Origin of the sequence: Lysobacter soli, assembly GCF_009755585.1 — a bacterium.
Classification (GTDB): Bacteria; Pseudomonadota; Gammaproteobacteria; order Xanthomonadales; family Xanthomonadaceae; genus Lysobacter_J; species Lysobacter_J soli.
In genome coordinates this window covers 407,334-432,916 of sequence record NZ_CP046603.1, presented here as the reverse complement: position 1 = coordinate 432,916, position 25,583 = coordinate 407,334, and the positions used below count along the sequence as shown (strand labels likewise).

Sequence of the window (25,583 nt, the reverse complement as noted above, 5' to 3'; positions counted from 1 at the left end):
GGACTCAGGGAATGAAGGTCTGCTCCGGATCGTCGAACGACTTGAATTCCAGCGCATTGCCCGACGGATCGAAGAAGAACATCGTCACATGCTGGCCGGGCTTGCCCTTCAGGCGCAAGTGCGGCTCCTCGGCGAACTGCACACCGGCGGTCTTCACGCGCTGGGCGAGCGTCTCCCACGACTGGCGGTCGAGATTCATGCCGAAATGCGGCACCGGCACCGCTTCGCCGTCGAAACGGCCCGTCTGCAGCGGCGCGCCATCGGGCGCGATGTGCGCCACCAGGTGGTGGCCGAAGAAATCGAAATCCTGGTACGACACGTCGGTGCGGCCCTGCGGGCACCCGATGACCTCGCCGTAGAAGTGGCGAGCCTCATCGAGGTCGCGCACGGGGAACGCGAGGTGGAACTGCGTGATCCTGCGCGGCGCCTCGCTCACGAAACGGCACTCCGCTGCGGCGCGCATGCGTCGAAGATGTTCTGCCAGAAGCGGTTCCATGCCGTGATGCTGCGCTCGTAGCCCTGCGCAAGATCCGGCAGTGCGCCCGGCTCGTCCTGGATGTAGCGGTCGATCGCCGCACGCGTGAGTTCGCCGTGGACGATGTCCTCCTCGCCGGTGTGGATCGTCCAGAACTCCCAGTCGATGCGGTCGGCGTTCTCCTGCATGTACGGATGCACGCGCAGGTGGTCGAACATCACCGACAGGTAGGTCTGGCACAGGCACTCGCCGCCCATGCCGCGCAGGCCGACGCCGAAGGCCGGATCGCGCTGCGCCATTTCCTGCGTGAGCGCGCCGAGGATGCGGCGGTTTTCCGGCAAGCCGCGATCCAGCCGGTCGCGTGGCACACCGATGCTGGCGAGGAAGCGATCGTAGATCTCCGGATGCGCGCGCGAGGCGTCGCCTTCACCGAGTTCCTCCGAGAGGATCTGGCTCAACAGGCTGCGCAGGCCGCCGAAGGGGAGCTTGGCGAGCAGCAGCGCGAGATCGCTGATGTATTCGATGGTGAAGAAGCGGTACTGCGTGCAGAACTCGCGCAGCGCCTCGACCGGCATGTTCTCCAGCGCCTTCATCTTCTGCGCCGCAAGCGCTTCGGTAGCTTCCTTGGCAGCGTCCGCGAACGTCCAGAAACTGTCCCTGTCCCATTCGCCGCGATGCATCGCGACAGGAAAGGAGGGCGTGGTCAGCGGGCTCAGACTGTTTTCCAGGGACATGCATCCGGTCCGGTAGAGGCGCGTTGCACGCATTGCATGCGCTGCGCGTGGAGGGAAGCGAACTCGTCGATGACGAACATCGAGTGCGGCTGGAGCATACCCCGCAGGAATCATGGCAAGGTTCACTCCCTTTTGACCACGACCTCTCGTTTTCACTGGAATTGCGGGGAATTTCGCGATTGCGCTCACGTTTGCGAAGACGCGCTTCACGCGATCGCGCATTCATGTTGTTCTTCGAACAGCCAGTATTCATCTACCTTTACGAAGCGCATGCGAGCCTGCCGACGACAGCGATGCATCCTTCATGCACGACTGCTACAACGCTTGTCCTGTCTCCCCGCATCGCGAAGAGGAACCGCGCCGCATGCGCAGCACGCGCGTCAACGATGACCTGCACGAGGACGCGCGAAGCGTGAAGCTGCTCTGGACCGGCGGCTGGGATTCCACGTTCCGCCTGCTGCAGCTGCTGTTGCGCGATCGCGCGCGCGTGATTCCCTACTACCTGGAAGATCGCACGCGTCCATCGACCGATACCGAGATCGACACGATGGCGCGCATCGCGCAGCGCCTGAACGAGGAGTTCCCGCACACGCGCGAGCTGCTGCAGCCGCTACGGCGCGCCGCGGTGGCGGACATCGTGGTGGACGACGACATCGCCATCGCGCTGTCGAAGATCCGCCGTCGTTCGTTCATCGGAAGCCAATATGCGTGGCTGCCAGCGTTCTGCCGCGACCACACGCTCGACGGCATGGAACTGGGCGTGCACGTGGACGACAAGGTGCAGGCGCTGCTGCGCGGGTTCGTCGTCGAAGTGGAGCACCCGGCAGGTTTCCGCAGCGTGCGCGTGGACCCGGCGCGCATCGGAACACCGGAACACACGTTGTTCGGCGCGTTCGGCTTCCCGCTGTTCCGCGTCGACAAGCGCGGGATCGAACGCGAATCGCGCGCGGCCGGCTGGGACGGCATCATGGAGATGACGTGGTTCTGCCATCGCCCGGTGCGTGGCAAGCCGTGCGGCCTGTGCGCACCGTGCGTGTACACGATCGAGGAAGGCCTCGCGCGACGCGTGCCGTGGCCGCGCCGCGTGCTGTCGTTCTTCTACCGGCGCTTCGTGCTGCCGTGGAAGGGGCCGCTGCGGCAGTTGCGTCTGGTGACGCGCGGCACGCGCGAGCGTCCTCCGCCGGAACCGGACCTCGGCGCCTGAAACGCAGAACGGCGCGACGGAATCGCTCCGCCGCGCCGTTCTGCATCAAGGCGTGTCGATGATTACCAGATACGCACGCGCTTCTCCGGCGGGAGGTACAGCGCGTCGCCCGGCTTCACGTCGAAGGCCTGGTACCACGGATCGAAGTTGCGCACCGGACCGTTCGCACGGTACATGCCCGGCGAATGCGGGTTGGTCTTGATCAGGTTGAGCAGCGATTCGTCGCGGTACTTGCCCTTCCAGATCTGGCCGAACGCGAGGAAGAAGCGCTGGTCGCCCGTCAGCCCGTCGATCTTCGGCGCGGGCTTGCCGTCCAGGCTCAGCTTGTAGGCGGTGTAGGCCATCGAGATGCCACCGAGGTCGCCGATGTTCTCACCCATCGTCAGCGCGCCATTCACGCACTGGCCTTCCAGCGGGCAGTAGCTGTCGTACTGCGCGCCGAGTGCCTTGGTGCGTTCGTCGAAGCGCGCGCGGTCGGCATCGGTCCACCAGTTGCGCTGCACGCCGTCGGCGTCGGACTTGCTGCCCTGGTCGTCGAAGCCGTGCCCCATCTCGTGGCCGATCACCGCACCGATGCCGCCGTAGTTCACCGCGGCATCGGCATGCACGTCGAAGAACGGCGGCTGCAGGATGGCGGCGGGGAACACGATCTCGTTGAACGTCGAGTTGTAGTAGGCGTTGACGGTCTGCGGCGTCATGCGCCATTCGTCGCGATCGGTCTTCTGGCCGACGCGGCGGTTCTCGTCGTGCCGTTCGAAGCGGCGCATCTGGATCGCGTTGGCGACCAGGTCATCCGGCACGATGGTGACGCTGGAATAGTCGGTCCACTTTTCCGGATAGCCGATCTTCGGGCGGAACGTGGACAGCTTGCGGTACGCCTCGGCCTTGGTCGCCTCGCCCATCCAGTCCAGCTGCTGGATGTTCTGGCGCAGCGCGGCGCGCAGGTTTTCCACCAGCTTGTCCATCGCGACCTTGGACTCGGGCTGGAAGTACTTCGCGACGTACAGCTCGCCGACGGCATCGCCGAGGCCGCCGTCCTTCGCGCCGACGATCGCCACCGCGCGCTTCCAGTCGTCCTTCTGCGCCTTCTGGCCGGCGAGCACCTTGCCGTTGAATTCGAAGGAGGCGTTGTCGATCTCGCGGCTCAGCAGCTCGGCGTTGCCGTCCACGGCGTGGAAAGCGAGGTAGTCGCGCCACACCGGCAGCGGCGTGGCGGCGATCACGTCGAGGACGGGCTGCACGGCGTCAGGCGTGACGATGTTGACGCGGTCCGGCTGCGGCATCTGCTGCGCCTTGAGGTGCGCGGCGAAGTCGTACGACGGGAACTGCTTCTGAAGCTCGGCGAAGGTCGACACGTTGTAGGTCTTGTCGCGATCGCGTCGCTTGGCGCGCTCCCACTGCGGCTTGGCGAGCGCGGTTTCGAGCTCGAGCACCTTCTGCGCACGCGTCTGCGCATCCTTCGCGCCGGCGAAGCCGAGCATGCGCGCGATGTGCGCGACGTAGGCCTCGCGGATCTTGACGAAGCGCGCGTCGGGATTGGTGTAGTAGTCCTTGTCCGGCAGGCCGAGGCCGCCGACGTTGAGGCTCACCAGGTACGCATCGGGATTCTTGCGGTCCAGGTCGACGCCCAGGCGCACCGGCGAGGCGCTGGCGTCGAGGTCGGCGTTGGCGAAGGCGTTGATCAGATCGCCCTTCGACTTGATCGCACCGATGCGTCCCAGCACCGGCTGCAGCGGCTTGATGCCCTTGGCGTCGCGCGCGTCGCGATCCATGTAACTGGCATAGAAATCGCGCACCTTCTGGTCGTTGCTGCCCGGCGCGATGCCGCCCTTCGCGTGCAGTTCCTCGATCAGGCCATGCACCTGCTCCTCGGAGCGGTCGCGCAGCGCGTTGAACGAACCGAAGGAGGTCTCGTAATCCTTGAGCTGGTAGCTCTTCAACCACGTGCCGCTGACGTAGCGGTTGAAGTCATCGCCGGGCTTGACCGACAGGTCGCGGGCGCTGAGGTCGACGCCGAAATCGCCGAGCTCGGGCTTGCCGGCCGGATTGCCGGCGGCGAAGGAGGCGGTGGATGCCAGGCCGAGCGCGAGGGCGAGGCTCAGGGACGAGAACTTCATGGGCGGTTCCGACGGAAATGGAACGCCCGAGGCTAACGGCACGCGACGGGGCTGTCGCGTGACTTTGGTGGGGTTTGTGGCGGCTGGCGGGCGGCGGAGTGCGGGGCGCCAGTTGAGGCAAGGCGGGCTCACGCCGCGCCTTCCCGAATCGTCATCCCGGCGAAGGCCGGGACCCAGGCCCGCTGACAATCCGAAGATGGGCGTGACGCAAGAACCAGCGTGATCGGCCTGGGTCCCGGCTTTCGCCGGGATGACGGCCTGAAGGTTTGAACATCGGGAAGGCATCGCACGTCCCGCCCCTCACCCCAACCCCTCTCCCGACGGGAGAGGGGCTAAACCCGGCGTGCTCGCCCAGGACGTCGACGTCAGCAACGGATTCACTTCGCCGCAGCCGAACTCCCGCCGGAGGCGCCCAGCTCGTACAGGTAATCCACGTACGACATCACCGCGCCGTCGAAGCCCTGCACCTTCGGGTTGGTGGACTGGATGAGGTAGAACTCGTCCGGCGCGTGCGCGCCGCCGCCGTGGCCGAGGCCAAAGTGACCCGACGGCAGCGACAGCGGCGGCTGGGTGAATACGAAGCCCGGGTACGAGCCGGCCAGGCGCGGCCACAGCAGCGGCTCGATGTTGTTACGACGCAGCACGTTGATCTGCGCCTGGATCAGTCTGGAATCCGCATCGGTCGTGGTCGGGTCGTAGCCGCCGCTCACGTTCACGGCGATGTCGCCGTAGCCGCGCTTCTTCAAGTGCGCCTTGAGCGCCTCGACCGCGCCGTCGCGCGTCATCGGCGGTACCAGGCGCATGTCGATCTTCGCGACCGCGCGATACGGCAGGATCGTCTTGCCGCCGGGGCCGGTGTAGCCGCCGACGATGCCTTCGATGTTGATCGTCGGCTGCGAGACCAGGCGCTCGTTCGCCTTTTCCCACGACAGGTCGTCGATCCAGTGCGGTACGCCCAGCGACTTGCGCGCGGTGGCTTCGTCGCGCGCGGCGACGGACTTGGCGATCTGCGCGCGTTCGGTCGCGGTGAGCGGCGTCGGCTTCGGGAAGCCGTCGACGGTGATGGTGTTGCCGTCTTCCGACACCAGCGTGTCCAGCGCCTTCACCAGCCGCCATGCGGGGCTGTCGACCATCGCCTTGAGCGAGGAATGCACGTCCTTCGACGGACCGCGTCCCCAGGCGTTGCCGTCGGCGACCAGTTCCAGCTCGACCACGCCCTTCGCGCCGAGGTTCACCGTCACCGCGCCGTCGGGATCCTGCAGGCCCATCGGCATGAACACGCCGATGCTCTTCTTCAGCGCGGCCTGCACGTCGGGGCGCAGCACCAGCTTGCCGATGTTGGGCGAACCGATTTCCTCCTCACCCTCGGCGACGAGCACGAGGTTCACCGGCATCTTCTGCTTCGCGTCGCGGATGGCGTGCAGCGCGGTGAGGAAGGCCATTTCCGGGCCTTTCTGGTTGGCCGCGCCGCGGCCGACGATCGCCTTGCCGAGCCCCGGCTTGTCGACGATGCGCGCCTCCAGCGGTGGCGACGACCATTCGGCCGGATCGAACTGCTTCACGTCGTACATGTAGTACACGCCGACGGTGGTCGACGCGCCGGCGTCGAGCGTGGCGAACACGCCCGGCTTGCCGCCGGTGTCGACGATCTCGACCTTCTGGAAGCCGGCCTCGCGCGCGAGTTTCGCCATGTATTCGGCGCCCTGCTTCGCGTTGCGATCCTCCGCGGCGATGGACGGCAGGGCGATCCAGTCCTGCAACGCCTTCACCGCCGTGTCGTGCCGCTTGGTCACCTGCGCCTGGATCGCGGCGCGATCAGGCGCCTGCGCGAATGCCATCCCCGATGCCATCGCCGTCAGCGCGAAGGCGGTCAAACCGATCGCGCCCAGTTGCGCGCGACGCCCGAAAACCGATGCAGCCATACACCGTTCTCCCCAGCCGTGGTCGTGCGGCGAGTCTAGCCGGGGATCGGTGGACGCGCGCGAACGGGGCCGCGCTTCACGCGCCCTGCATCGGCGCGCCGGTCAGGCCCGGCGCGGCAGCTTCCAGTCGGGCCGCACGAAGTGGCAGGTGTAGCCGGTGGGGTAATGCTGCAGGTAGTCCTGGTGTTCGGGCTCGGCCTGCCAGAACGGGCCGGCCGGCGACACTTCGGTCACGACCTTGCCCGGCCACAAACCCGAAGCATCGACGTCGGCGATGGTGTCTTCGGCCACGCGCTTCTGTTCGTCGTTGGTATAAAAGATCGCCGAGCGGTAGCTGGTGCCGATGTCGTTGCCCTGCCGGTTCTTCGTGCTGGGATCGTGGATCTGGAAGAAGAACTCCAGGATCTCGCGATAACTCAGCTTGTCGGGATCGAACACGATCTCGATCGCCTCGGCATGCGTGCCGTGGTTGCGATACGTGGCGTTGGGCACGTCGCCGCCGCTGTAGCCCACGCGCGTGGACACCACGCCGGGCATCGCGCGGATCAGCTCCTGCATGCCCCAGAAGCAGCCGCCGGCCAGCAGTGCGGTTTCGGTACGGGCGCTCATGTCGGTCCTCTGCCTCGTCGATGGGGACGGTCTCGTCCGGTCCCTCCACGATGGGGGCGTGAAGACGCCCCCGCAAGCGCGCCCAGACGGCGTCGACGGCCTAGCGGCGGGATGGATCGTCCTGCTGCGGCGATTCGGGCGAGGTCTCCGACGGCGTGGTTTCCGGCGGCGGATTCGCCGCGCCCGGCGCCGTGGAATCGTTGCTCGCCGCTTCCGGCGCCGGCGCGGCGGGCTGCTCGGACTGCAACGGTTCGGACGCATCGCCCGCCGCTGGCGGCGTCGTGGAATTGCCATCGCTTTCGCGGCGATCGCAACCCGGCATCGCCATCGCGATGCCGAGCAGGAACAGCACTACGTGGATGCGGCTCATCGTGCGCTTCATGAGGTGTCACTCCGTGTGCGAGGCGGCGTCGTGTTCGATGGAAACGCACTCGCATGCACGGATTCGTGAAACGTGCATCGCGCGATGACGACGACGTGATCGTCGCGTTGCGTGGACGGTTTGCCCACGCGCCCGCTTTTACCTTCGTGCGTCGAGATGGGCATTCCATGGAGCACAACGATGAACGGAACACGATCGACGCGGGCGACATCGCTGGCCTGCCTTGCACTGATGAGCACGCTTGCCGCGCCGGCGTTCGCCCAGGACGAGAAGACCGAAACGCGCCGCAACGAAGCCAACGTCCTGCGACCGGCGAAGGTCGACGCGACGCCCGAACGCATCGCCAGCCTGAAGGCCGCCGACGGACTGGAAGTGAAACCCTTCGCGACCGGCCTGAAAAACGCGCGCATCCTCGTCGTCGCGCCCGACGGCACCGTGTACGTGAGCCGTCGCGAACAGGGCGACGTGCTGATGCTGCGCGACGCCAACGGCGACGGCGCCGCCGATGGCGAACCGACCATCGTCGCCACGCGCCCGAGCGTGCACGGCCTGGCGATCCACGACGGCAAGCTGTACATGGCGACGGTGAAGGAGATCTTCGTCGCGCCGATCAACGCCGACGGCACGCTCGGCGAGGAAACGCTGCTCGTCGGCGACCTGCCCGACGGCGGCCAGCATCCCAACCGCACGCTCGCCTTCGGCCCGGACGGCATGCTGTACGTCAGCGTTGGTTCCACCTGCAATGCATGCAACGAGACCAACCCGGAACACGCGACGCTGCTGCGCATGTCACCCGACGGCAAGTCGCGCACGATCTTCGCCAGTGGTTTGCGCAACACCATTGGTTTCGGCTGGCATCCGCAGACCGGCGAGCTGTGGGGCGCCGACCACGGCATCGACCTGCTCGGCGACGAGCAGCAGCCGGAGGAATTCAACCGGATCGAACTCGGCAAGCAGTACGGCTGGCCGCACGTGTACGGCAAGGGCGAGCTCAATCCGCAGAGCGCGCCGCCGCCGGGCGGGATCACGCGCGAGCAGTGGGCGGCAATCAGCGTGCCGATGAGCCTAGGCTACACCGCGCACGCGGCGCCGATGCAGATGGCGTTCCATCCCGGTGGCGGCGCGGTGCCGGCCGATTACGCGAACGATGCCTTCATCGCCATGCGCGGTTCGTGGAATCGCGCGAAGCCGTCGGGCTACGAGGTGGTGCGCGTGCATTTCGCCAACGGCAAGCCGCAGTCGATGGAGCCGATCCTCTCCGGCTTCCTCGTCGATGGCGGGCAGCAACACTTCGGCCGGCCGGTCGGCGTCGCGGTGGCGAAAGACGGCGCGCTGCTCGTTGGCGACGACGTCAACGGCGTGATCTATCGCCTCGCCAGTCGCGACGGCAACGGCGCGGTCAAGCCGCTGTCGCCGCCAGCCGGCCCGATGAAGACGCAGGCGGCCAAGGGCATCGGCGTGCCGATCGCGATGCAGCGCAAGGAAACGGCCGCGAAGGGTGCGCTCACCGTCGAATCGCCGACGATTCCGGCGAACGGTCCCATTCCGCCCAAGCACAGCGAATACAAGGACGGCGTGTCGCCGGCGCTGTCGTGGACCGCGGTGCCGGGCGCGAAGTCGTACGCGATCATCATGGAAGACCCCGACGCGAAGCCGATCACGCCGTTCGTGCACTGGGTCGCCTGGAACATCCCGGGCGACGTGACGTCGCTGCCTGAAGGCCTGCAGGAGCAGATGCGCCTCACCAAGCCGGACGGAATGATGCAGGGCCGGACCAGCCGCGGCTCCGTCGGCTACTACGGCCCGCGCCCGCCGGTGGGCGATCCGCCGCATCACTACCACTTCCAGATCCTTGCACTGGACACGGTGCTCGACCTGCCTCCGGGCGCGGATCGCGATCAGGTGCTGTCGGCCGCAAAGGGCCACGTCATCGCGAAGGGCGAACGCGTCGGCACGTACCAGCAGACGGTTCCTCCGCTGAAGTGATCGGCGCGGCGGCGTGAAGCGTGGCGCGCGCACGACGCGCTACGCTTCGCGCATGACCACGCACCTGTTCGTCTACGGCAGCCTCGCCCCCGGCCGCGCCAACGCGCACGTACTGGCCGACATCCCCGGGCAATGGCGCCCGGCCACCGTGCGCGGAACGCTGCACGCCGAAGGCTGGGGCGCGGCGATGGGTTTCCCCGGACTCGTGCTCGACCCGGAGGGCGATGACGTCGCCGGCCTGGTATTCACGTCCGCGGAACTGCCGGCGCACTGGGAACGGCTGGACGATTTCGAAGGCGAGGGTTACATCCGCGTGATCACGACCGCGCGGCTGGACGACGGAGCGCAGGTACGCGCGCACGTCTACAGCCTTGCGCCCGCGCCTTGAAGCCCACGATCTGATCGGTCGACTTGATCGGAGCGGCTCGCCGCCGCACCATGCGGCGCATCCGCGACGCGGGAGCCCGCCATGGCCTTGCCCGAAGACGAGAACCGCGAGCATCCCGGCGTCGAGGACAACGACGACGTTCCCGCGCATGCGCAGGGCCTGACGCATCTGATCCGCCGTTCGCTCAGCGGCCTGGGCACGTTCGCGCGCCGGCTGCTGCTGGGCGTCGTGCTGCTGGTCGTCGCGCTCATCGCCATCCGCGCGTACCTGTCCACGCAGGGTCCGCCGCTGCGCCCGTGGCAGACCATTGTGCCCGAGGAGCCCGACGCCGCCGCCATCGCGAAGATGGACTGGCGCGCCTGGGTGCAGGCCGAAACGGCGATGTTCGACCAGGTGCATCGGAAGCTGCGCGCGCAGCTCGATGCGTCCGACCACACGCCGCTCAACCGCTATTACGACGACAGCATCACCTCGCCGCTGCGGTTCGATCGCGACTGGAACCGCTCGTTCGTGTTCGAGCCCCAAGGCAAGCCGCGCGGCGTCGCGGTGATGCTGCACGGTTTGACCGATTCGCCGTACAGCATGCGCAGCCTCGCGGAGCTGTATCGCGAGCACGGTTTCGTGGTGTTCGTGCCGCGCATGCCGGGCCACGGCACCGTGCCCGCCGGTCTCACGCGCGAAGGCCGCGCGGAATGGAACGCCGTCACCGACATGGCGATGCGCGAAGCGCAGCGTCGCGCGGGCGATGCGCTGCCGATCCACCTGGTGGGCTATTCGAACGGCGCCGCGCTCGCGCTGCTGCACGAGATGCGCTGGATCGAACGTGGCCAGCGCAGCGATGTCGATCGGATCGTGCTGCTCTCGCCGATGATCGAGGTCAACCGCTTCGCGCGATACGCGGGCCTGGCGGGCGTGCCGGCGTTCTTCAGCCGCTACGCGAAATCCGCGTGGCTGGACCTGATGCCCGAGTACAACCCGTTCAAGTACAACTCCTTCCCCGTGCGTGCCGCGCGCGAGTCGTATCTTGTGACGGCCGACCTGCAACGCTCGCTGGACACCGTCGCGCGGCAGAACCGCATCGCGCAGCTGCCGCCGATCCTCGCGTTCCAGTCGGTCGTCGACGACACCGTGTCCGCGCGCGCGGTGATGACGCGCCTGTTCGACGTGCTGCCCGACAACGGCAGCGAGCTGGTGCTGTTCGATGTGAACCGCAGCCGCGTGATGGCGCCGATGCTGCGCCCCGCCGCGACGAACTGGACGCGCGACGCGCTGCAGCGCCCGCGCGACTACACGCTGACCGCGCTTGGCGTGACCTCGCAGGACGACGCGGCCGTGCTCGCGCGATCACGGCCGGCGCGCGCCGGCGCCATCACCGCGCAGCCGATCGGCATGAGGTACCCCGCCGAGGTGTATTCGCTGTCGCACGTCGCACTGCCCTTCGCCGACGACGATCCGCTGTACGGCATGCATCCGGAAGGACAAGGCGGGCTGCGGCTCGGCGCCGTGGCGGTGCGCGGCGAACGCAATGCGCTGGTGGTGTCGCAAGACGTGCTCAGTCGCCTGGGCAGCAACCCGTTCCACGGCTGGATGCTCGCGCGTATCGCGACGACGGTCGACGCGAAGGATCGCTAGCGCCGGCGCGCGATGGGATCGGGATGATGCACGTGCGGAATCTCGATCTTCGACGCCTGCAGTCCGCTCAGCCAGTCCCGGAAATGCGTCGGCGCGATGCGCGCGCCCGGCCCGGGCGTCAGCGTGCGGTCGTCCAGCAGGCCGCCGTAGTACGACGCGGTGGGATCGGCGATGACGGGCCGGTCGTCCTGGTAGCTGTACATCACCCACTGCACCAGTTCGTTCAGACGATACGTATCGGGCCCGGCAATCTCGATCGTCGCCGCCGACGGCGGTGAAACCGCAATCTCCGCCAGCTGCGCGGCGACGTCGTCGGCCGCGACGGGTTCGACGAGGCCGCTGGACAGATGCACCGGGTCGCGGTCGTCGTCGTGCGGAATGATGCTGGCCATGAACTCGAAGAACTGCGTCGCCTGCACGAGCGTGTGCGGCACGCGCGACGCGCGCACGAGGTCTTCCTGCACCTGCTTCGCACGGAAATAGGCGCTGGTCTGCAGCCTTGAGGTTCCGACGACCGACAGCGCGACATGGTGCGCGATGCCGGCGCGTTCGCCCGCGTCGAGCAGGTTGCGCGTGGCGGTGCGGAAGAAGTCCGCGACATTGGGTTCGTCGAACGATGGCGCGTTGGTGACGTCGATGACGATGCTGGCGCCCTTGAGCGCGGCGTCGAGCCCGTCGCCCGTGACGACGTTGACACCGGTGCGTCGAGAGGCCGACACGACGTCGTGCCCGCCCTCGCGCAACCGCGTGACCAGCCGCGTCCCGACCAGCCCGGTTCCGCCTGCGACGACGATCTTCATTGCGGAGTCCTCCGGCGCGCGCTTCGGCTGCCATCCGGCTGCGATGGTGCGGCCGTTGGCAGATGGCCGGTAGGTTCGGGTGCGGACATCGGGTGTTGCCTGTGGGGCAACAATGGCAGGCACCGCCCCACCCCAAAACAGCCTCCCCGAAGCCGTCATCCCGGCGAAGGCCGGGACCCAGGCCCACCGCGCATGGGCACTCCATTGCCGGCGAACAGGCACTCCACCATCGGCGAACAAAGCATCGTCATTCCAGCGAAAGCTGGAATGCACTTTTGCTGTTGCTTTTGAAACGCAATCGAGCAGCGCATCGCAAGTGCCAGCACATCGCACGCCCCGCCCCTCACCCCAACCCCTCTCCCGGTGGGAGAGGGGCTAAACCAGCGCTCTTCCCGTTGGAGAGGGGCTAAACCAGCGCTCCTCCCGTTGGAGAGGGGCTAAACCAGCGCTCCTCCCGTTGGAGAGGGGCTATACCAACGACTCTCCCTTGAAAGAGAGGTTAGCCAACGCTCTCCCGCTAGGAGATGGGTAAAGGCGTCATCCCGCCGATGGCCGACAGCCTCCCCGAAGCCGTCATCCCGGCGAAGGCCGGGATCCAGGCCCACCGCGCGTGGGCACTCCATTGCCGGCGAACAGGCAGTCCACGAGCGTCGAACAAAAGCATCGTCATTCCAGCGAAAGCTGGAATCCATTTTGCTGTCGCTGTTGAAAGGCAATCGATGAGCGCGTCGCAAGTGCCAGCACATCACACGCCCGACCCTCACCCCAACCCCTCTCCCGGTGGGAGAGGGGCTAAACCTGAGCGCTTCCCGCCGGGAGAGGAGCTACACCAACGCCTCTCCAGGCGGGAGAGCGGCTCAACGCGCCTGGGACCCGTCTGCAGCGCCATCCATCTGCCGCACGATCGCCTCCACCACCTCGTCGCAGGTGTAGGGCTTGGGCACCATCGGGACGTCGCGGTACTCCTCGGCCAGGCCCTCGGCGCCATAGGCGGAGGTGAAGAAGAACGGCACGCCGCTTTCGCGCAGGCGGTCGCACAGCGGATAGACCTGCTCGCCGTGCAGGTTGATGTCGAGGATCGCGCAGTCGATGCGCTCGCGTTCGGCGACGCCGATCGCATCGCCGAGCCGCGCGGCGGTGAGGACCCGGTAACCGGCTTCGGTGAGCAGGTCGCTCAGCGTCATCGCGACGTACATCTCGTCCTCGGCCAGCAACAGGGTCTTGCCGCCCATCTCAGCTTCCTGCGTCCTTCAACGGCACCGTCATCGTGCACACCACGCCGCTCTCGGGGAATTCCAGCGACACGTCGCCGCCGAGTTCGTAGCCCACGCCTTCGGTGATCAGGCGCGAACCGAAGCCGCGCGAGGCCGGCGCCTTCACCGGCGGGCCGCCGGATTCGGTCCAGACCATGCGCAGCCAGCGCTGACTGTCGCGTTCGAACGTGGCCCATTCCAGCCGCACCTGCCCGCCTTCGCGCGTGAACGCGCCGTACTTGCCGGCGTTGGTCGCCAACTCGTGCAGCGCGAGGCTCAGCGCGAGGCCGGTCTTCGCGTCCAGGTGCAGGTCGTCGCCGACGATCTGCACGTGCGCGGTGTCGGTGTCGCCCGCGTGGTACGGCGCCAGTTCGGCGCGCGCCAGGTCCGCCAGGCTCACGCCGCGCCAGCCTTCCTTCGCGAGCAGGTCGTGCGCGGTCGACAGCGAACGAAGGCGCGAGACGAACGCGTCGCGGAACTTGCCCATGTCCGGCGTGTGGCGCAGCGTCTGCAGCGCGATCGAATGCACCGTCGCCAGCGTGTTCTTGACGCGATGGTTGAGCTCGCTCACCAGCAACTCGCGCTGCTGCGCGGCGAGGCGGCGCTGCGTCACGTCCAGCGCGAACGCCACCGCGTGCGAGGGCTGCCCGCCTTCGTCGTGGATGAGCGTGACGTGGTGGTTGATCCACGCCAGCTTCGCGTCAGGGCGCACGTAGCGCTGTTCGGTCTGGAAGGGCTTGCCCTCGGCGACCAGGTCGTGGAACTGCGCCTCGAATTCCGCCGCGTCGGCCGGATGGATGTACTCGTGCAGGCGATGGCCGATGAGTTCATCGGCACTGCGGCCGAGGATCTCGCCGTAGCGCGGGTTGACCATCTCCAGCTTGCCGTCCAGGTCCGTCTGCGCGACGCCGACGGTGGTCTGTTCGATGATCGCCGCGAGGCGGCGCTCGGTTTCGTCGAGCATCCACGCCGCGCGCTTTCGATCGGTGATGTCGCGCGCGATCGTCGAACCGCCGACGACAGCACCGGCCGGATCCAGCACCGGCGAGCAGCGCAACGACAGCGGCACCGGGGTGCCGTCCTCGCGTATCCACGTCATCAACAGCTCTTCGGCCTTGATCTGGCGCGAAGACGCTTCCAGCAGCGTGTTGAGATCCTTCTTCGAATCCGGCGGCAGCAGCACCGACAGCGGCTTGCCGATCGCGCGCGCCGGCGGATAGCCGAACATGCTTTCGGCGCCGGCGTTCCAGCTGGTGATGATGCCTTCCAGGCTGTGGCCGATGATCGCGTCCTGCGAGGATTCGACGATCGCCGCCAGTCGCGCGCGTTCGTACTCGTGCTGCTGGCGTTCGGTGATGTCGATGAAGGTGAGCACCACGCCGTCGATGACGTTGTCGGTGGTGCGGTAGGGACGCATGCGCAACAGATAGACCGCGTCATCGACGCCGCCGTGCAGCACGCGCTCGACCATCGCCAGCGTGCGCAGCACCTGCTTCACATCCTGCTTGAGCTGCGGGTACGGGATGCGCGCGGTGATCTCGGTGATCGGGCGGCCGTGGTCGCCTTCGCGCAGGTGGAACAGGTCGCTGATGGCCGGCGTGAAGCCGCTCACGTGCAGCGCCGAATCGAGGAACAGCGTGGCGATCTGCGTGCTTTCCAGAAGGTTCTGCAGGTCGCTGTTGAGCCGCGCGAGCGCCTCGTTCTTGCTGTTGAGCTCGACGTTGACCGTCTGCAGTTCCTCGTTGATCGACTGCATTTCTTCCTTCGAGGTTTCCAGTTCCTCGTTGGCCGACTTCATCTCCTCGTTCGCCGTTTCCAGCTCGTCGATCGCCGTGTGCAGCTGCTCGCGCGTGGTGGCCAATTCAAGGTCGAGTTCGCGGATGCGCGCCGATTCGCCGCGCGCGCGACGGCCGTTGGGCGTGGTCGATTCGGCGACGGCTGCGACGGGCGTCAGTTCCTTGAACACCAGGATGCACAGCGACGACGGCGCGCGGCGTTCGGCGTTGCCGTCGTCCTGCTCGTGGATCGGCTCGGCGATCAGGCGCACCGGGATGCGCTCGCCGTGGGGTCCGGTGAGCTGCCCTTCCTGCACGACGGTGTTGTGACGGATCAGCGCCTGCTGCACCGCGGTGCGCGCGGGGCCGCGCAGGCCCTTGTTGAGCAGCGCGAACAGGTTGAGGCTCGCCGCACCCGACGACGGGCCAAGATAGCGCCCGGTGTCGCCGGAGAAGCGCAGCACGTCGTGGTTGGCATCGATGACGACGTACGCCGGCGAGTGCTTGTCGAGCACGCGCCGCGCGTTGCGGTCGATCGCATCCTCGATGCCGCCGCCGCGCACTGTCGGCACGCGCGCTACGGTGTCGATGCCAGCCAGCCGTTTCGGCGTGGTCATCGGCAGGCTCGCGCGACCATCGGCGCGTCGCGAATAGAGGCGATGCTTCTTGTCCAGCACGGAGAACAGCGCGGTGTTGCGGCCGAGGCTTTCGGACGGACCGAGCATCAGCACGCCGCCCGGCCGCAGCGCGTAATGGAACGTGCGGATCAGGTGTTCCTGCAGCTCCGAGTTCATGTAGATCAGCAGGTTCCGGCACGAGATCAGGTCCAGCCGCGAGAACGGCGGATCCTTGATGGCGCTGTGCGGCGAGAACACGACCATCTCGCGGATCGGCTTCACCACGACGTAGTGCTCGCCGTCCTGGATGAACCAGCGCTCCAGCCGTTCGGCCGACACGCCCGGCAGCGGCGCGCGGAAGCGGCCCGCACGCGCGGCGTTGATCGCGCGGTCGTCGATGTCGGTGGCGAAGATCTGCACCTTCGGGCCGCCGCGTCGCGCCGCGATGGCTTCGGCCAGCGAGATCGCGATGGAATACGCCTCCTCGCCCGTCGCGCATGCGGGAGTCCACACGCGCAATGTGTCGGCGGCGCTCCTGCCTTCCAGCAGCGAGGGAATGGCGAGCGTCTGCAACGCTTCGAACGCTTCGGGATCGCGGAAGAACTCGGTGACGCCGATCAGCAGCTCGCGGAAAAGGTTGTCCAGTTCGCGCGGCGTCTGCTTGAGGTAGTCGATGTAGCCGGCGACGCCGTCGATCTGCACCACCTGCATGCGTCGCTGGATGCGACGGATCAGCGTCTTTTCCTTGTACTGGCTGAAGTCGTGGCCGACTTCGGCGCGCAGCAATGTGCAGATCGTCTGCAGGTGGTTGCTCAGGTCCTGGCGCATGCCGTCCGGACCCTTCTGCGTGCGCGCCGTGGACAGGTGCGCTCGGTACGCCTTGAGCCGCGCCGGCATCTGTTCGACCGGGACGATGTTGTCGACCAGGCCCGTCGCCGCGGCGCTGGCCGGCATGCCGGCGATGGCGATGTGGTCGATCGCCGCCTGCGCGAGCGTGAGGCCGCCGCGTTCCTTGATCGCGCCCAGTCCGCGCGCACCGTCGCTGCCGGCGCCGGACAGGATGATGCACACCGCGTTGTCGCCCTGGTCTTCGGCGAGCGAGGCGAAGAACGTGTCAATCGGAAAACGGTACTGCCGGGGCGGCGCCGGCTTGCTCAGCTGCAGCACGCCGCCGCTGATGGTGAGCGTCGCGTCCGGTGGGATGATGTAGACGTGGCCGGCTTCAACGTCCATGCCGTCGGCCGCTTCCATCACCACCAGCGAGGTGTATCGCGCCACCAGCTCCGGCAGCATGCTCGCGTGGTCGGGCGAGAGGTGCGAGACGAGCACGAAGGCCATGCCGTCCGCGCTTTCGAGGTTCTCAAAGAACGCCTTGTACGCCTCCAGGCCGCCGGCCGAGGCACCGATGCCAACGATCAGCGGCACGTTCGCGGGCGCTGCGGTATCACCGGCGCGCGCCTGCCCCGACTGCTCGTCTGCCGCGCCTTTCGGCTTTGCGTCGCGATGGGGCGGCTTGGTCATGGGTTCGGCGGGTTTCGAAGAAGGCGTTCAGTATCCGGCACGGCTTTTGGCGCGGCAATCAGTCCGCCACCAGTCGCTGCAATTGCGCCGCGTGCACGGCGATGTGGTCGGCTTCGGCGTCGGCGCGATCGGCGTCGTTGCGGGCTTCGCGAACGCGATGCGCGGCGGCGACGCTGCGCAGTAGTCGCTCACGCTCCTGCAGCGCGCGCAACGCTGCCCACAGCGCCTGGTCGGTGCGCACGTTCTGCGCCGCATCGAGCGCGCCGATGGTGTACGCATGCCCGGTGTGGCAGCGATACCGCGGCGGCTGCGCGCCCTTGATTTCCCACAGCACGCCGCTGCATTCGGGACAGGTGATGCGCGAAGGCGTGCCGATGTCGTCGAGCGTGGCCATGGGGTTGTCTGCCTCCCCGATACTGAGCCGATGTTCCTCGATCAGCGCGGCCGGTACCGAAGGCTCCGCATCCACGCGCTGCGCCGCCATGACGATGAGGGCCTGCGCGATGTCGGACGCCGGCAGCAGCGCGTCGAAGGCGACGTAATCGCGCGCGTTCTGCGGCATCTCCGGCGATTCGGCGTCGGCCGGATCCTGCACGATCGCCAGCCCGCCGCAGGCCTTGATCGCCTGCAATCCGGCGACGCCATCGTCGAGCAGGCCGCTCAGGAGCACGCCGATCACGTGCGGGCCCTTGGCGATCGCCGCCGAGCGGAACAGCGGATCGATCGCGGGCCGGGTGAAGTTCTCCTTCGCGTCCCTGCTCAGCCGCACCGCGCCGTCGCTGACCAGCAGGTGGTGGTCCGGCGGCGCGACGTAGATGACGCCCGGCTCGAGCAACCGGCCGGACGTCGGGAACATCGCCGGCAACGCGCCGCGCCGGTTCAGCAGTTCCGGCAGCACGCTGGTGTGCGCGCCGATGTGCTGCACGACGAGGATCGTCGCCGGGAACTCGCGCGGTAGCCCCGCGACCACCTCCAGCAGTGGCTTTACGGCGCCGGACGACCCCCCGATGACGATGACATTGCGTTCCGCCCATCCCGGCATTCGCGGACGTCCGTTCCCGTGGAAACCGCAGCGTCCGTTACCGCGCGTGAGGCAGCGGTGGCGATGGGGTGACGATGGCGTTGGCGCGCGACGAGTCGCGCGAGTCAGCCGTCCGCGTGGGTCCAGCCCGATCGCGCGAGCTCGCGCACGCGGCTCCATGACGTCGTGCCGCCCCAGGCGCTTGCGTGCCAGGCATCGACCAGCGACGGCTCCAGTTCGTCCCAGCTGAGCGCGGGGTGGTAGTTGCGCGCGACACGACCCAGCGATTGCGCGAAAACGCGCGTCGGCGTGGACACGCGCCAGCTGTGGATGGCGATGCCGCGCGCCTGGGGCCATTCGCAATCGCCGGCCAGGCCGCTGCCGTACCAGCACGCGGACAATCGCGATTCCACTTCGCGCAGTCGCGCCGTCGGAAACGCACGCCGGGCGTTGCGTCCCAACGCTTCAAGGAAGTAGCACTGCATCGGCGTGATCGCGGCGGCCATGCAGCGATCGTAGACCGATCCGTCGGATGTGACGGACCTTCCATCGGCCAATCGTTTTGTCGAACGCGATAGGTGGCGCGTCATGTAACCGACATATCGCGCGCCGATGCGGGCATGCGATCTGACACGACGGCACGCGATATGACGCGACGCTACGGCTGCGCGTCGTCCGCCGCCGCGCGCCATGCCTCGCGCACGCGTTCGGCCACTTGCGGCCATTCCAGCCCGGTGGTCATCGCGTACAGGTGCCACAGGCTTTCGGCGCGCGCCTGCACCGCTTCCCATGTCGTGTTGCCGTGCACTTCGCGAATGCCCTGACCCACCGACCGGATCAATATCTCGTAGGAAGCCAACGCGGCTTCCGGATCATCTCTGCTCATTGCAACCAACATCCATGCGCGAGACACCGCAACGCGGCTTCGCGAAAAAAGGAACTGCACATGCGCCAGACCGGCGCGTGCATCGCATCGGATGTGAGCTCATCCCCGATCCCACTGCGATGCAATAAACCACAGCAAGCTGAACGATGCAAACGCTAGAAGTCACACGCGCTCGAAATCACGGCCGTTTTCACGTGTTTTCGTGCGATGCGCGTCGGCGCTCCAATAACGCAGCGCGTTATGCGCGAACTTGCCGATCGTGTCGGCAACGCAGCCGTCCGTCGGCTGCAAGCCCTGTTTTCACGTCAGTTGCTGCATCCATCGACTCGATTGCGATGCGGACGATCGATCGATGCGCGCACTGCACGAAGTGCAACACGCGCGTCGCAACATCACGCGAAACCCGCGCGTTCGCGCAATGCATCGCGATGACGGCGGCTGCACGGCAGCACCGTGCCGTCGGACAAATGCACGCGTGCATCGCCCGTGTCGAGCGGCTCGATCGAGGCCACCTGCCCGAGGTTCACCATGTAACTGCGATGGATCCGTGCGAAGCGCGAGGGATCCAGTCGCTCCTCGATCGTCGCCATCGTGCAGCGCAGCGGATAGTCGTGTCCGCGCACGCGCAGGTTCACGTAGTTGCCCGCGGCCTGCAGCCATTCGATGTCGTTGGCGGCGACGAGGAACTCGCGACCGAGCTTGCGGATGAGGAAGCGCTCGGGACGTTCGACCGGCTCGACCGGCGGGCCTTCGTCGGGTTCGCCGAGCAGGCTCGCCTCGCCCTGCAGGCGGCGGCGGATGAAACGATAGCCTTCGACCAGCACCACCATGCTCGCGAAGCTGCGCACGTCCTTGAGGTATTCGTAGCCCAGCTGCTCCAGCCACGGACCGAAGTCGTACTCCGCGCCGTGCGCCGCATAGACGACCTCGCGGATCGCGACCATGCCGAGCACGTGGGCCAGGCTGAACACGAGGCTGGCCAGCACGTACAGCGGCAGCGTCCGGCGCCAGGTGTCCCAGTGAAGCGGCACGCGGCGGGTGAACCAGACCACGGCCGGCGCCAGCGCCAGCATGAGCACGGCGCTCGACCACTCCCAGGTCACCGGCTCCCAGGCGCCGAAATCCAGCCGGGTGCGGCGGATGTCCATCAGCACCGTCACGCTGTTGGCGACGGCATTGATGAGCGTGGTGACGACCCAGAAGCCGATCTCGAACGCGCGGCGCCGCGCATGCGACCGGAACGGGACGGGCGACGGCGTCGGAGCGGAGGGCGCATTCATCGAGCGGGATTGTAGGGGCACGGTGCCGCGGGTCCGTCCCGGCTCGTCCCTGCGAGCCCGCGATTCGTCCCAAAGCCCCGCCGGATGGTCACTTCACGGTGGAATCGCGCGTCCGGCGGGCCGAGGGTGGCCGCATCTTCCACGCTGGAGCACGCCGCCGTGAGCCGCCGCTATTTCCTCGATTGGGTCCGGATCGGCGCCTTCGCGCTGCTGGTGTTCTACCACGTCGGCATGTACTACGTGACCTGGGACTGGCACGTCAAAAGCCCGTTCGCGAGCCCCGCGCTCGAGCCGTTCATGCTGATGACCTCGCCGTGGCGGCTGTCGCTGCTGTTCTTCATATCCGGCGTGGCGACCGCCTTCCTGCTCGGCAAGACGCCGCAGGGCTTCCTGCGCAAGCGCTCGTGGCGGCTGCTGGTGCCGCTGATCTTCGGCATGCTCGTCATCGTCCCGCCGCAGTCCTATTACGAGGTGGTCGAGCGGCTGCCCGGCGGCTACCACGACGGCTATCTCGCCTTCTGGGCCCGCTACCTGCAGAACGACCAGAACTTCTGCCGCGACGGCGACTGCCTCGACGTGCCGACCTGGAACCACCTGTGGTTCGTCGCTTACCTCTGGGTCTACACGGTGGTGCTGTGCCTGCTGAAGTGGATCGCGCCGGATGGACTCTCCCGCCTGTGCGACCGCATCGCCGGCGTGTTCGGCCGCGGCGTCGGCCTGCTGCTGTGGCCGGCGCTGTTCCTGATCGTGGCGCGAATCACGATGATCGACCGCTTCGAATCGACGCACGCGCTGGTGGACGACTGGTACAACCACGCGCAGTACCTGCCGCAGTTCCTGCTGGGTTTCGCGGTGGCGAAGTCGCAGCCGGTGTGGGACCGCTTCGCCGCGTTGCGCTGGCAGGCCGCCGCGCTTGCGGTGCTGGGCTACGTTGCGATCGTGGTGTACTTCAGCGCCTACAGCGGCGACGCCACGCCGCCGGACGCGCTGCGCAACACGATGCGCGCGGTGTGGGGCACGTTCCAGTGGACGGCGATCGTCGCGATCATCGGCTTCGCGGCGCACTGGTCGCCGGGCGACAGCCGCGCGCGTCGCTACCTGACCGAAGCGGTCTTCCCGGTCTACATCCTCCACCAGACGATCATCGTCGTGCTCGCGCATAACCTGCAGCCGCTGGCGCTGCGTCCGGCAGTGGAAGGACCGTTGCTCGTGGTGGCGACGTTCGCACTGGCGTTCGCGGCATTCGAACTCGTGCGCCGCATCGGATGGATGCGTCCGCTGCTCGGACTGGGACCGCGCGAGCCGCGACGCGAGGCGAATGCGGTGGCGGATGCGGCGTGAGGCGCGTCATGCATCCTTCCGCGCCGCGCCGACCATCACCGCATCCGATGTCGCCGCGGCTAGCGGATCAGATCGATCCTTCCGTACACCCCGCGCGACCCATTCGCCGGGCCGGCAGTGAAGAGCAGCGTGTGATGTGTCACACACCAATGCCGAGCCGCTCGCGTTCGCGTCGTCGACACATTGCTAAAACGACGCGCGTTGCATTGTTCGAACCTTCCACAGCCCGGTCCGGTGTGATCTCTGCCGACGGCCACAAGCGGCAGACATCATATGGAGACAGCGCGGCGGGCGCCCACCCAAAGAGAGCGCTAACGGCGGTCGAGGACAGAATTGCCGCCTGCAAGGGAAATGCCCCCAATCTGGAAATCCGCACCGAGGAACCCGAGCGGCAAGAAGAAGCGATGCAGTGGCAATATCAGGATCACGAAGGCCAGCAGGATCTCGGCGGGACGCATGCAGCGTGGTAGCCGGCCCTACTGCGCGACCGTTCGCTAGCCGCCAAGAGGAGGCTCCAGACTCCAGTTAGCGACGACGGCCGACCCAGAAGTAGACGCAGCCACCGACAAGCACTGAGAGCACCAAGCAACTTGGCGCGACCTCCAGGAGATCTGCCCAGGTCGTCGCTGAGTCCAAGGCGCGCCCCTTGCCTCGAAACCCAGACCAGTATCCGACGAGAGCAACTACAAGGAAGATGATGCCGCTAGCGAACGCCGAGTGCAGCCGCTCAATATTGGTCGCCATTTTCTCGGGCATGCCCGCCACCAAACGCCAGATATGGGTCGAGAGCGGACAGTACCATCGTCCCTCCGAGCGCATGCGGCCACCTTCAGGGCGGCATGGATTTGCGACGCGGCCGGGGGGCCGGTAGGGTTGTGGCGGGGCGCGCTTTGAGCGCTCGCGCTTCGTCGCGATGCCCCGGGGACGAACGACACCATTCATCGTGCACAGGGAGATGGCAGTGATGATCCATGGAAACGTGTTGGTTCTGGCGATGTTGCTCGTGGCGGGTGCGGCGGGTGCACACAGCGGCCAAGGGCAGGACCTTCGGCTCAGCAACAAGACTTTCATGCAGCTCGACGCCGTCGTCATCACGTCCAAGGACAAGCCGAACGAGCTGCAGCGAGTGTTCGGCCTGAAGTCCTATCTGAGGGGAGACGGCGAAGACGCGGTCGATCATTTCATGACCGCCGCACGGTATGCGGACAAGTATTCGCAGCACTACCTGAGCCTGATGTACTGGCACGGGGCCGGCGTTGCCGAAGATCGCGCACAGGCGTACGTCTGGGCCGACCTGGCGGCCGAGCGGGGCAGTCGGACGTTGCTGCTCATCCGCGAGAAGATGTGGTCGCAGTTGACCCCCAGCGAGCAGGCGCACGCACTCGCGCTTGGAGGCGACTTCTACGCCCGTTATGGCGACGAGGTTGCAAAGCCCCGTGCCGAAGGCCTGATGCGCGCGTTCGCCCGCGACATGACCGGCAGCCGCCTCGGGTATCGAAGCCAGCCGTTGGATATCGTTTCGCAACCAGTCAATGGCGCCTTCGCAACGAAAGTAGGCGCCAACGTCGCCGCCTACCACGTCGCCGATGTGGTCACGCCCGATCAGCTCTACGACCGGACCGGCGGCGTCAACTTCGACGTTTACTGGAAGGAGCAGGATGCACTGCTCGATGGCATCGGTTCGACTGCCGTGGGACCGGTTTCGCCGGTGAAGAGAACGAAGTAGCCGCGTACCAATGGCATCCGGAGCCGCAGGCTCCGAATGCCGCGGGTGCCACAACTCTGACGTCCGCCAACGGCCAGAAGCGGACACTCATCGCAACCAGCCCGAGCCTCGGGGCGCAATTGAAACGAGGGAGGGAACGGGCTGTTCGATGGGTTCCTCGGTGAAGCTTTCGCCCCACTGTACGCGCAGATCGAACGTGCCGTCGAAATCGGAATCGACCAGCGCCCAGTTGCGATCGCAGCATCCGAAGTCATGCATTTCAAAATCGACGACCCCGTCGGAGTTGTCGTCGTGGTACGTAACGGTTCCAAAGTCTTCCGCTGTCGGCGGAACAGGGTCCGACGCCAACGAAGGCGGAGCGCTCGCGCATCCGGACGAACCGAGCGCGACGGCGAGAGCAAGTCCAAGACACGCATGACTCAGCGGAAACATCGATTCCCGTTCGGTAGTCGCACGGACCTTTTCGATGATATGACGAGCGCCGGCATCTCCAATGTCCGCTTCAGGTCGAAAGCGGACATTAGCACCGCCTTGCCGAGCCCGCCGGGCATCAGTTTCGACGGGGTCGCCCCTAACGGCGCGATGCTCCCGACCCTTTGCTGCGATCAAGCGGCAGGTGGTCAGGGCCTGTGTCGTGCTACTAGCAAGCCGCACGCGCCCAGCAGAAGAACGCCCAACCCGGCGGTGCCGTACACGCACAGCTGTTCGGACATGGACAGGTAAACGACGGTGCCATGTTGATTGAAGGGCTGGAGATGGCCGCTCAGCGGATCTGCCGCGCTTGGCGCACTCGCCACGTACTGCGAAAGCAACCACGGACTCGCAACGAAGAGGAGGCCCGCGCCGAGAAGGAACGTCGTGACGATCAATACTCTGCCCCTTGTGACGCTACTCGCCATAGCTGTCTGCCCGAATCACCGAAGTGTGCGCTGGGATCCGGGTCGGACATTACCATCCCCCAAGTCCGGCGTTGCGGTCGCGGTACTGGCAAGAACTGCGCAGGACGCCTCATAGGCGCGCCGCACGTTCTGCTAAGGTCGCCCGGCCGCGGTAGCGGCAAGGACGATTACACAAGGACCAGGGGATTTCATGAAGAAACGTTTCGTATTGGCCGCGTTGCTGGCGGCGGCACCGTTTGCAGCTTCGGCGCAGGCACTGAGCTACACGTTTGTAGAAGGTGGCTACGACAAGGTCGACGTTGGCGGATTCGATGGCACAAGCGGGGATGAGCTCGACGTCGATGGCGGATATGGTCGCGGCTCGGTGCGCCTCGCGGACAACCTGAGCCTGTTCGGGCAGTACTCCAAGGCGAGCGGCAAGGATGTCTGGGCATCGAACAGCGGCGGTCACCACACAAAGTACGATCTGGAACTCGGCGAGCTCGGGCTTGGCTACCACCACCCCATTAGCGATCGGGTCGACCTGATCGCCGAGGTCGCCGCGGTCAACGTGGCCGCGAAGGTCACCCGTGAGGAAAGGCCGTTCTTCGGAGACATGACGCCCTATTCGGTGGTTGAGCTGGACGACAGTTCGACCGCGGCACGGGTCAGCGTGGGCATGCGCGGTGCGTTCTCCGAACAGCTCGAGGGTTGGGCGAAAGCCGGTTTCATCGGCGACACCGTTTACGACGGCGGCTTCACTGGCGCCGCGGGTCTCCAGTTCAGACTCACTCCTACGTGGGGCATCGTCGGCGAGGTGGAAGTCGCCGATGCCTGGACGCTGCTCCGCGTGGGCGTCCGCGCCAGCTTCTAAACGCGCTTCGTGCGGACCCGGTTACGCCGGGTCCGCCTGGCTCCCGCGTCTGCCGGTCGAAACCGGACAGCCGTCCCGCCCGAAGGTCCGCTAGCGGCCAGAAGCGGACGTTATCGCTTCCCCAAGATGCTGACCGCGGCATTGGCGAAGTCATCGGGGGCA

Annotated in this window: 23 protein-coding genes; 7 read left to right on the top strand and 16 right to left on the bottom strand. The window is 66.9% G+C overall.

From position 1 onward, the window contains the following. Window positions 1-4: 4 nt before the first annotated feature. Together GOY17_RS01875 and GOY17_RS01870 are read right to left on the bottom strand one after the other, a co-directional pair. A complete protein-coding gene (locus GOY17_RS01875) occupies window positions 5-436 on the bottom strand; it encodes a VOC family protein (RefSeq protein ID WP_232338502.1) in 432 nt (143 codons plus the stop codon). Further along, entirely contained in the window at window positions 433-1,209 is a 777-nt protein-coding gene (locus GOY17_RS01870) for an iron-containing redox enzyme family protein (RefSeq protein ID WP_181902696.1), read from the bottom strand. Before GOY17_RS01870 ends, GOY17_RS01875 begins: the two co-directional genes overlap by 4 nt. A gap of 364 nt (window positions 1,210-1,573) precedes the next feature. Between GOY17_RS01870 and GOY17_RS01865 the strand changes: the two genes are divergently transcribed. Then, a complete protein-coding gene (locus GOY17_RS01865) occupies window positions 1,574-2,413 on the top strand; it encodes a hypothetical protein (protein WP_157029052.1) in 840 nt (279 codons plus the stop codon). 62 nt (window positions 2,414-2,475) lie between these two features. On the opposite strand, the gene GOY17_RS01860 is transcribed toward GOY17_RS01865, so the two are convergent. The 4 genes from GOY17_RS01860 to GOY17_RS01845 form a co-directional block, all read right to left on the bottom strand. Beyond that, window positions 2,476-4,530, bottom strand: a complete 2,055-nt coding sequence (locus GOY17_RS01860; protein WP_157029051.1) for a M13 family metallopeptidase — start codon at window positions 4,528-4,530, stop codon at window positions 2,476-2,478. A 377-nt stretch (window positions 4,531-4,907) separates the two neighbouring features. Then, the gene (locus tag GOY17_RS01855) at window positions 4,908-6,452 is read right to left on the bottom strand and encodes a M20/M25/M40 family metallo-hydrolase (RefSeq protein WP_232338501.1); all 1,545 of its coding nucleotides are present in this window, start codon (window positions 6,450-6,452) and stop codon (window positions 4,908-4,910) included. Between the two features lie 102 nt (window positions 6,453-6,554). Continuing rightward, window positions 6,555-7,061, bottom strand: a complete 507-nt coding sequence (gene msrA, locus GOY17_RS01850) for a peptide-methionine (S)-S-oxide reductase MsrA (RefSeq protein WP_115841101.1) — start codon at window positions 7,059-7,061, stop codon at window positions 6,555-6,557. 100 nt (window positions 7,062-7,161) lie between these two features. Next, window positions 7,162-7,443, bottom strand: coding sequence for a hypothetical protein (locus GOY17_RS01845; protein ID WP_157029050.1), 282 nt, complete (start codon window positions 7,441-7,443; stop codon window positions 7,162-7,164). 180 nt (window positions 7,444-7,623) lie between these two features. Here GOY17_RS01845 and GOY17_RS01840 point away from each other — a divergent pair, with 180 nt between their 5' ends. The 3 genes from GOY17_RS01840 (at window position 7,624) to GOY17_RS01830 (ending at window position 11,449) form a co-directional block, all read left to right on the top strand. Then, complete coding sequence (locus GOY17_RS01840) at window positions 7,624-9,429, top strand: YbhB/YbcL family Raf kinase inhibitor-like protein (RefSeq protein ID WP_198173778.1); 1,806 nt, start codon at window positions 7,624-7,626, stop codon at window positions 9,427-9,429. 52 nt (window positions 9,430-9,481) lie between these two features. Further along, a complete protein-coding gene (locus tag GOY17_RS01835) occupies window positions 9,482-9,817 on the top strand; it encodes a gamma-glutamylcyclotransferase family protein (protein WP_157029049.1) in 336 nt (111 codons plus the stop codon). Between the two features lie 81 nt (window positions 9,818-9,898). Further along, entirely contained in the window at window positions 9,899-11,449 is a 1,551-nt protein-coding gene (locus GOY17_RS01830; protein ID WP_157029048.1) for an alpha/beta hydrolase, read from the top strand. Here GOY17_RS01830 and GOY17_RS01825 read toward each other — a convergent pair. The 8 genes from GOY17_RS01825 to GOY17_RS01800 all read right to left on the bottom strand — a co-directional run bounded on the left by GOY17_RS01825 (window position 11,446) and on the right by GOY17_RS01800 (window position 20,602). Beyond that, on the bottom strand, window positions 11,446-12,249 hold the full coding sequence (locus GOY17_RS01825) for an SDR family oxidoreductase (protein ID WP_157029047.1): 804 nt from the start codon (window positions 12,247-12,249) through the stop codon (window positions 11,446-11,448). The two genes, GOY17_RS01830 and GOY17_RS01825, sit on opposite strands and share 4 nt — an antisense overlap. Window positions 12,250-13,106: 857 nt before the next feature. After that, the gene (locus tag GOY17_RS01820; RefSeq protein WP_157029046.1) at window positions 13,107-13,481 is read right to left on the bottom strand and encodes a response regulator; all 375 of its coding nucleotides are present in this window, start codon (window positions 13,479-13,481) and stop codon (window positions 13,107-13,109) included. 1 nt (window position 13,482) lies between these two features. Continuing rightward, window positions 13,483-17,415 carry a chemotaxis protein CheB gene (locus GOY17_RS01815; RefSeq protein ID WP_157029045.1) on the bottom strand — a complete coding sequence of 1,311 codons (3,933 nt, stop codon included), beginning with the start codon at window positions 17,413-17,415 and terminating at the stop codon, window positions 13,483-13,485. Between the two features lie 58 nt (window positions 17,416-17,473). Then, a complete protein-coding gene (locus GOY17_RS01810; RefSeq protein ID WP_198173777.1) occupies window positions 17,474-18,457 on the bottom strand; it encodes a chemotaxis protein CheB in 984 nt (327 codons plus the stop codon). A 104-nt stretch (window positions 18,458-18,561) separates the two neighbouring features. Continuing rightward, window positions 18,562-18,942 (bottom strand): hypothetical protein, encoded by a 381-nt coding sequence (locus GOY17_RS18695; protein ID WP_198173776.1) that lies wholly within the window; start codon window positions 18,940-18,942, stop codon window positions 18,562-18,564. 152 nt (window positions 18,943-19,094) lie between these two features. Beyond that, complete coding sequence (locus GOY17_RS01805) at window positions 19,095-19,322, bottom strand: hypothetical protein (protein ID WP_157029043.1); 228 nt, start codon at window positions 19,320-19,322, stop codon at window positions 19,095-19,097. Between the two features lie 162 nt (window positions 19,323-19,484). Continuing rightward, complete coding sequence (locus GOY17_RS19035) at window positions 19,485-19,613, bottom strand: hypothetical protein (protein WP_269750037.1); 129 nt, start codon at window positions 19,611-19,613, stop codon at window positions 19,485-19,487. A gap of 101 nt (window positions 19,614-19,714) precedes the next feature. Beyond that, a complete protein-coding gene (locus tag GOY17_RS01800) occupies window positions 19,715-20,602 on the bottom strand; it encodes a LytTR family DNA-binding domain-containing protein (protein ID WP_157029042.1) in 888 nt (295 codons plus the stop codon). A gap of 126 nt (window positions 20,603-20,728) precedes the next feature. Between GOY17_RS01800 and GOY17_RS01795 the strand changes: the two genes are divergently transcribed. Further along, window positions 20,729-21,943, top strand: a complete 1,215-nt coding sequence (locus GOY17_RS01795; protein WP_232338500.1) for an acyltransferase family protein — start codon at window positions 20,729-20,731, stop codon at window positions 21,941-21,943. Between the two features lie 311 nt (window positions 21,944-22,254). Here GOY17_RS01795 and GOY17_RS01790 read toward each other — a convergent pair whose 3' ends face one another. Further along, the gene (locus GOY17_RS01790; protein ID WP_157029040.1) at window positions 22,255-22,401 is read right to left on the bottom strand and encodes a hypothetical protein; all 147 of its coding nucleotides are present in this window, start codon (window positions 22,399-22,401) and stop codon (window positions 22,255-22,257) included. Between the two features lie 497 nt (window positions 22,402-22,898). On the opposite strand from GOY17_RS01790, the gene GOY17_RS01785 reads away from it, so the two are divergent. Then, window positions 22,899-23,669 (top strand): SEL1-like repeat protein, encoded by a 771-nt coding sequence (locus tag GOY17_RS01785; protein WP_157029039.1) that lies wholly within the window; start codon window positions 22,899-22,901, stop codon window positions 23,667-23,669. An 87-nt stretch (window positions 23,670-23,756) separates the two neighbouring features. Here GOY17_RS01785 and GOY17_RS01780 read toward each other — a convergent pair whose 3' ends face one another. Continuing rightward, a complete protein-coding gene (locus tag GOY17_RS01780) occupies window positions 23,757-24,101 on the bottom strand; it encodes a hypothetical protein (protein ID WP_157029038.1) in 345 nt (114 codons plus the stop codon). Between the two features lie 657 nt (window positions 24,102-24,758). Here GOY17_RS01780 and GOY17_RS01775 point away from each other — a divergent pair. Further along, window positions 24,759-25,421, top strand: a complete 663-nt coding sequence (locus GOY17_RS01775) for an outer membrane beta-barrel protein (RefSeq protein WP_157029037.1) — start codon at window positions 24,759-24,761, stop codon at window positions 25,419-25,421. Window positions 25,422-25,583 lie beyond the last annotated feature (162 nt).

Bases quoted from the DNA above. Each gene is read 5' to 3' on its own strand.
- msrA (WP_115841101.1), bottom strand. From the start codon at position 7,061: ATGAGCGCCCGTACCGAAACCGCACTGCTGGCCGGCGGCTGCTTCTGG.
- GOY17_RS01855 (WP_232338501.1), bottom strand. From the start codon at position 6,452: ATGGCTGCATCGGTTTTCGGGCGTCGCGCGCAACTGGGCGCGATCGGT.
- GOY17_RS01790 (WP_157029040.1), bottom strand. From the start codon at position 22,401: ATGCGTCCCGCCGAGATCCTGCTGGCCTTCGTGATCCTGATATTGCCA.
- GOY17_RS01780 (WP_157029038.1), bottom strand. From the start codon at position 24,101: ATGTTTCCGCTGAGTCATGCGTGTCTTGGACTTGCTCTCGCCGTCGCG.
- GOY17_RS01820 (WP_157029046.1), bottom strand. From the start codon at position 13,481: ATGGGCGGCAAGACCCTGTTGCTGGCCGAGGACGAGATGTACGTCGCG.
- GOY17_RS01830 (WP_157029048.1), top strand. From the start codon at position 9,899: ATGGCCTTGCCCGAAGACGAGAACCGCGAGCATCCCGGCGTCGAGGAC.
- GOY17_RS01825 (WP_157029047.1), bottom strand. From the start codon at position 12,249: ATGAAGATCGTCGTCGCAGGCGGAACCGGGCTGGTCGGGACGCGGCTG.
- GOY17_RS18695 (WP_198173776.1), bottom strand. From the start codon at position 18,942: ATGGCCGCCGCGATCACGCCGATGCAGTGCTACTTCCTTGAAGCGTTG.
- GOY17_RS01840 (WP_198173778.1), top strand. From the start codon at position 7,624: ATGAACGGAACACGATCGACGCGGGCGACATCGCTGGCCTGCCTTGCA.
- GOY17_RS01815 (WP_157029045.1), bottom strand. From the start codon at position 17,415: ATGACCAAGCCGCCCCATCGCGACGCAAAGCCGAAAGGCGCGGCAGAC.
- GOY17_RS01775 (WP_157029037.1), top strand. From the start codon at position 24,759: ATGAAGAAACGTTTCGTATTGGCCGCGTTGCTGGCGGCGGCACCGTTT.
- GOY17_RS01805 (WP_157029043.1), bottom strand. From the start codon at position 19,322: ATGAGCAGAGATGATCCGGAAGCCGCGTTGGCTTCCTACGAGATATTG.
- GOY17_RS01865 (WP_157029052.1), top strand. From the start codon at position 1,574: ATGCGCAGCACGCGCGTCAACGATGACCTGCACGAGGACGCGCGAAGC.
- GOY17_RS01870 (WP_181902696.1), bottom strand. From the start codon at position 1,209: ATGTCCCTGGAAAACAGTCTGAGCCCGCTGACCACGCCCTCCTTTCCT.
- GOY17_RS01860 (WP_157029051.1), bottom strand. From the start codon at position 4,530: ATGAAGTTCTCGTCCCTGAGCCTCGCCCTCGCGCTCGGCCTGGCATCC.
- GOY17_RS01845 (WP_157029050.1), bottom strand. From the start codon at position 7,443: ATGAAGCGCACGATGAGCCGCATCCACGTAGTGCTGTTCCTGCTCGGC.
- GOY17_RS01785 (WP_157029039.1), top strand. From the start codon at position 22,899: ATGGCAGTGATGATCCATGGAAACGTGTTGGTTCTGGCGATGTTGCTC.
- GOY17_RS01800 (WP_157029042.1), bottom strand. From the start codon at position 20,602: ATGAATGCGCCCTCCGCTCCGACGCCGTCGCCCGTCCCGTTCCGGTCG.
- GOY17_RS01835 (WP_157029049.1), top strand. From the start codon at position 9,482: ATGACCACGCACCTGTTCGTCTACGGCAGCCTCGCCCCCGGCCGCGCC.
- GOY17_RS01810 (WP_198173777.1), bottom strand. From the start codon at position 18,457: ATGCCGGGATGGGCGGAACGCAATGTCATCGTCATCGGGGGGTCGTCC.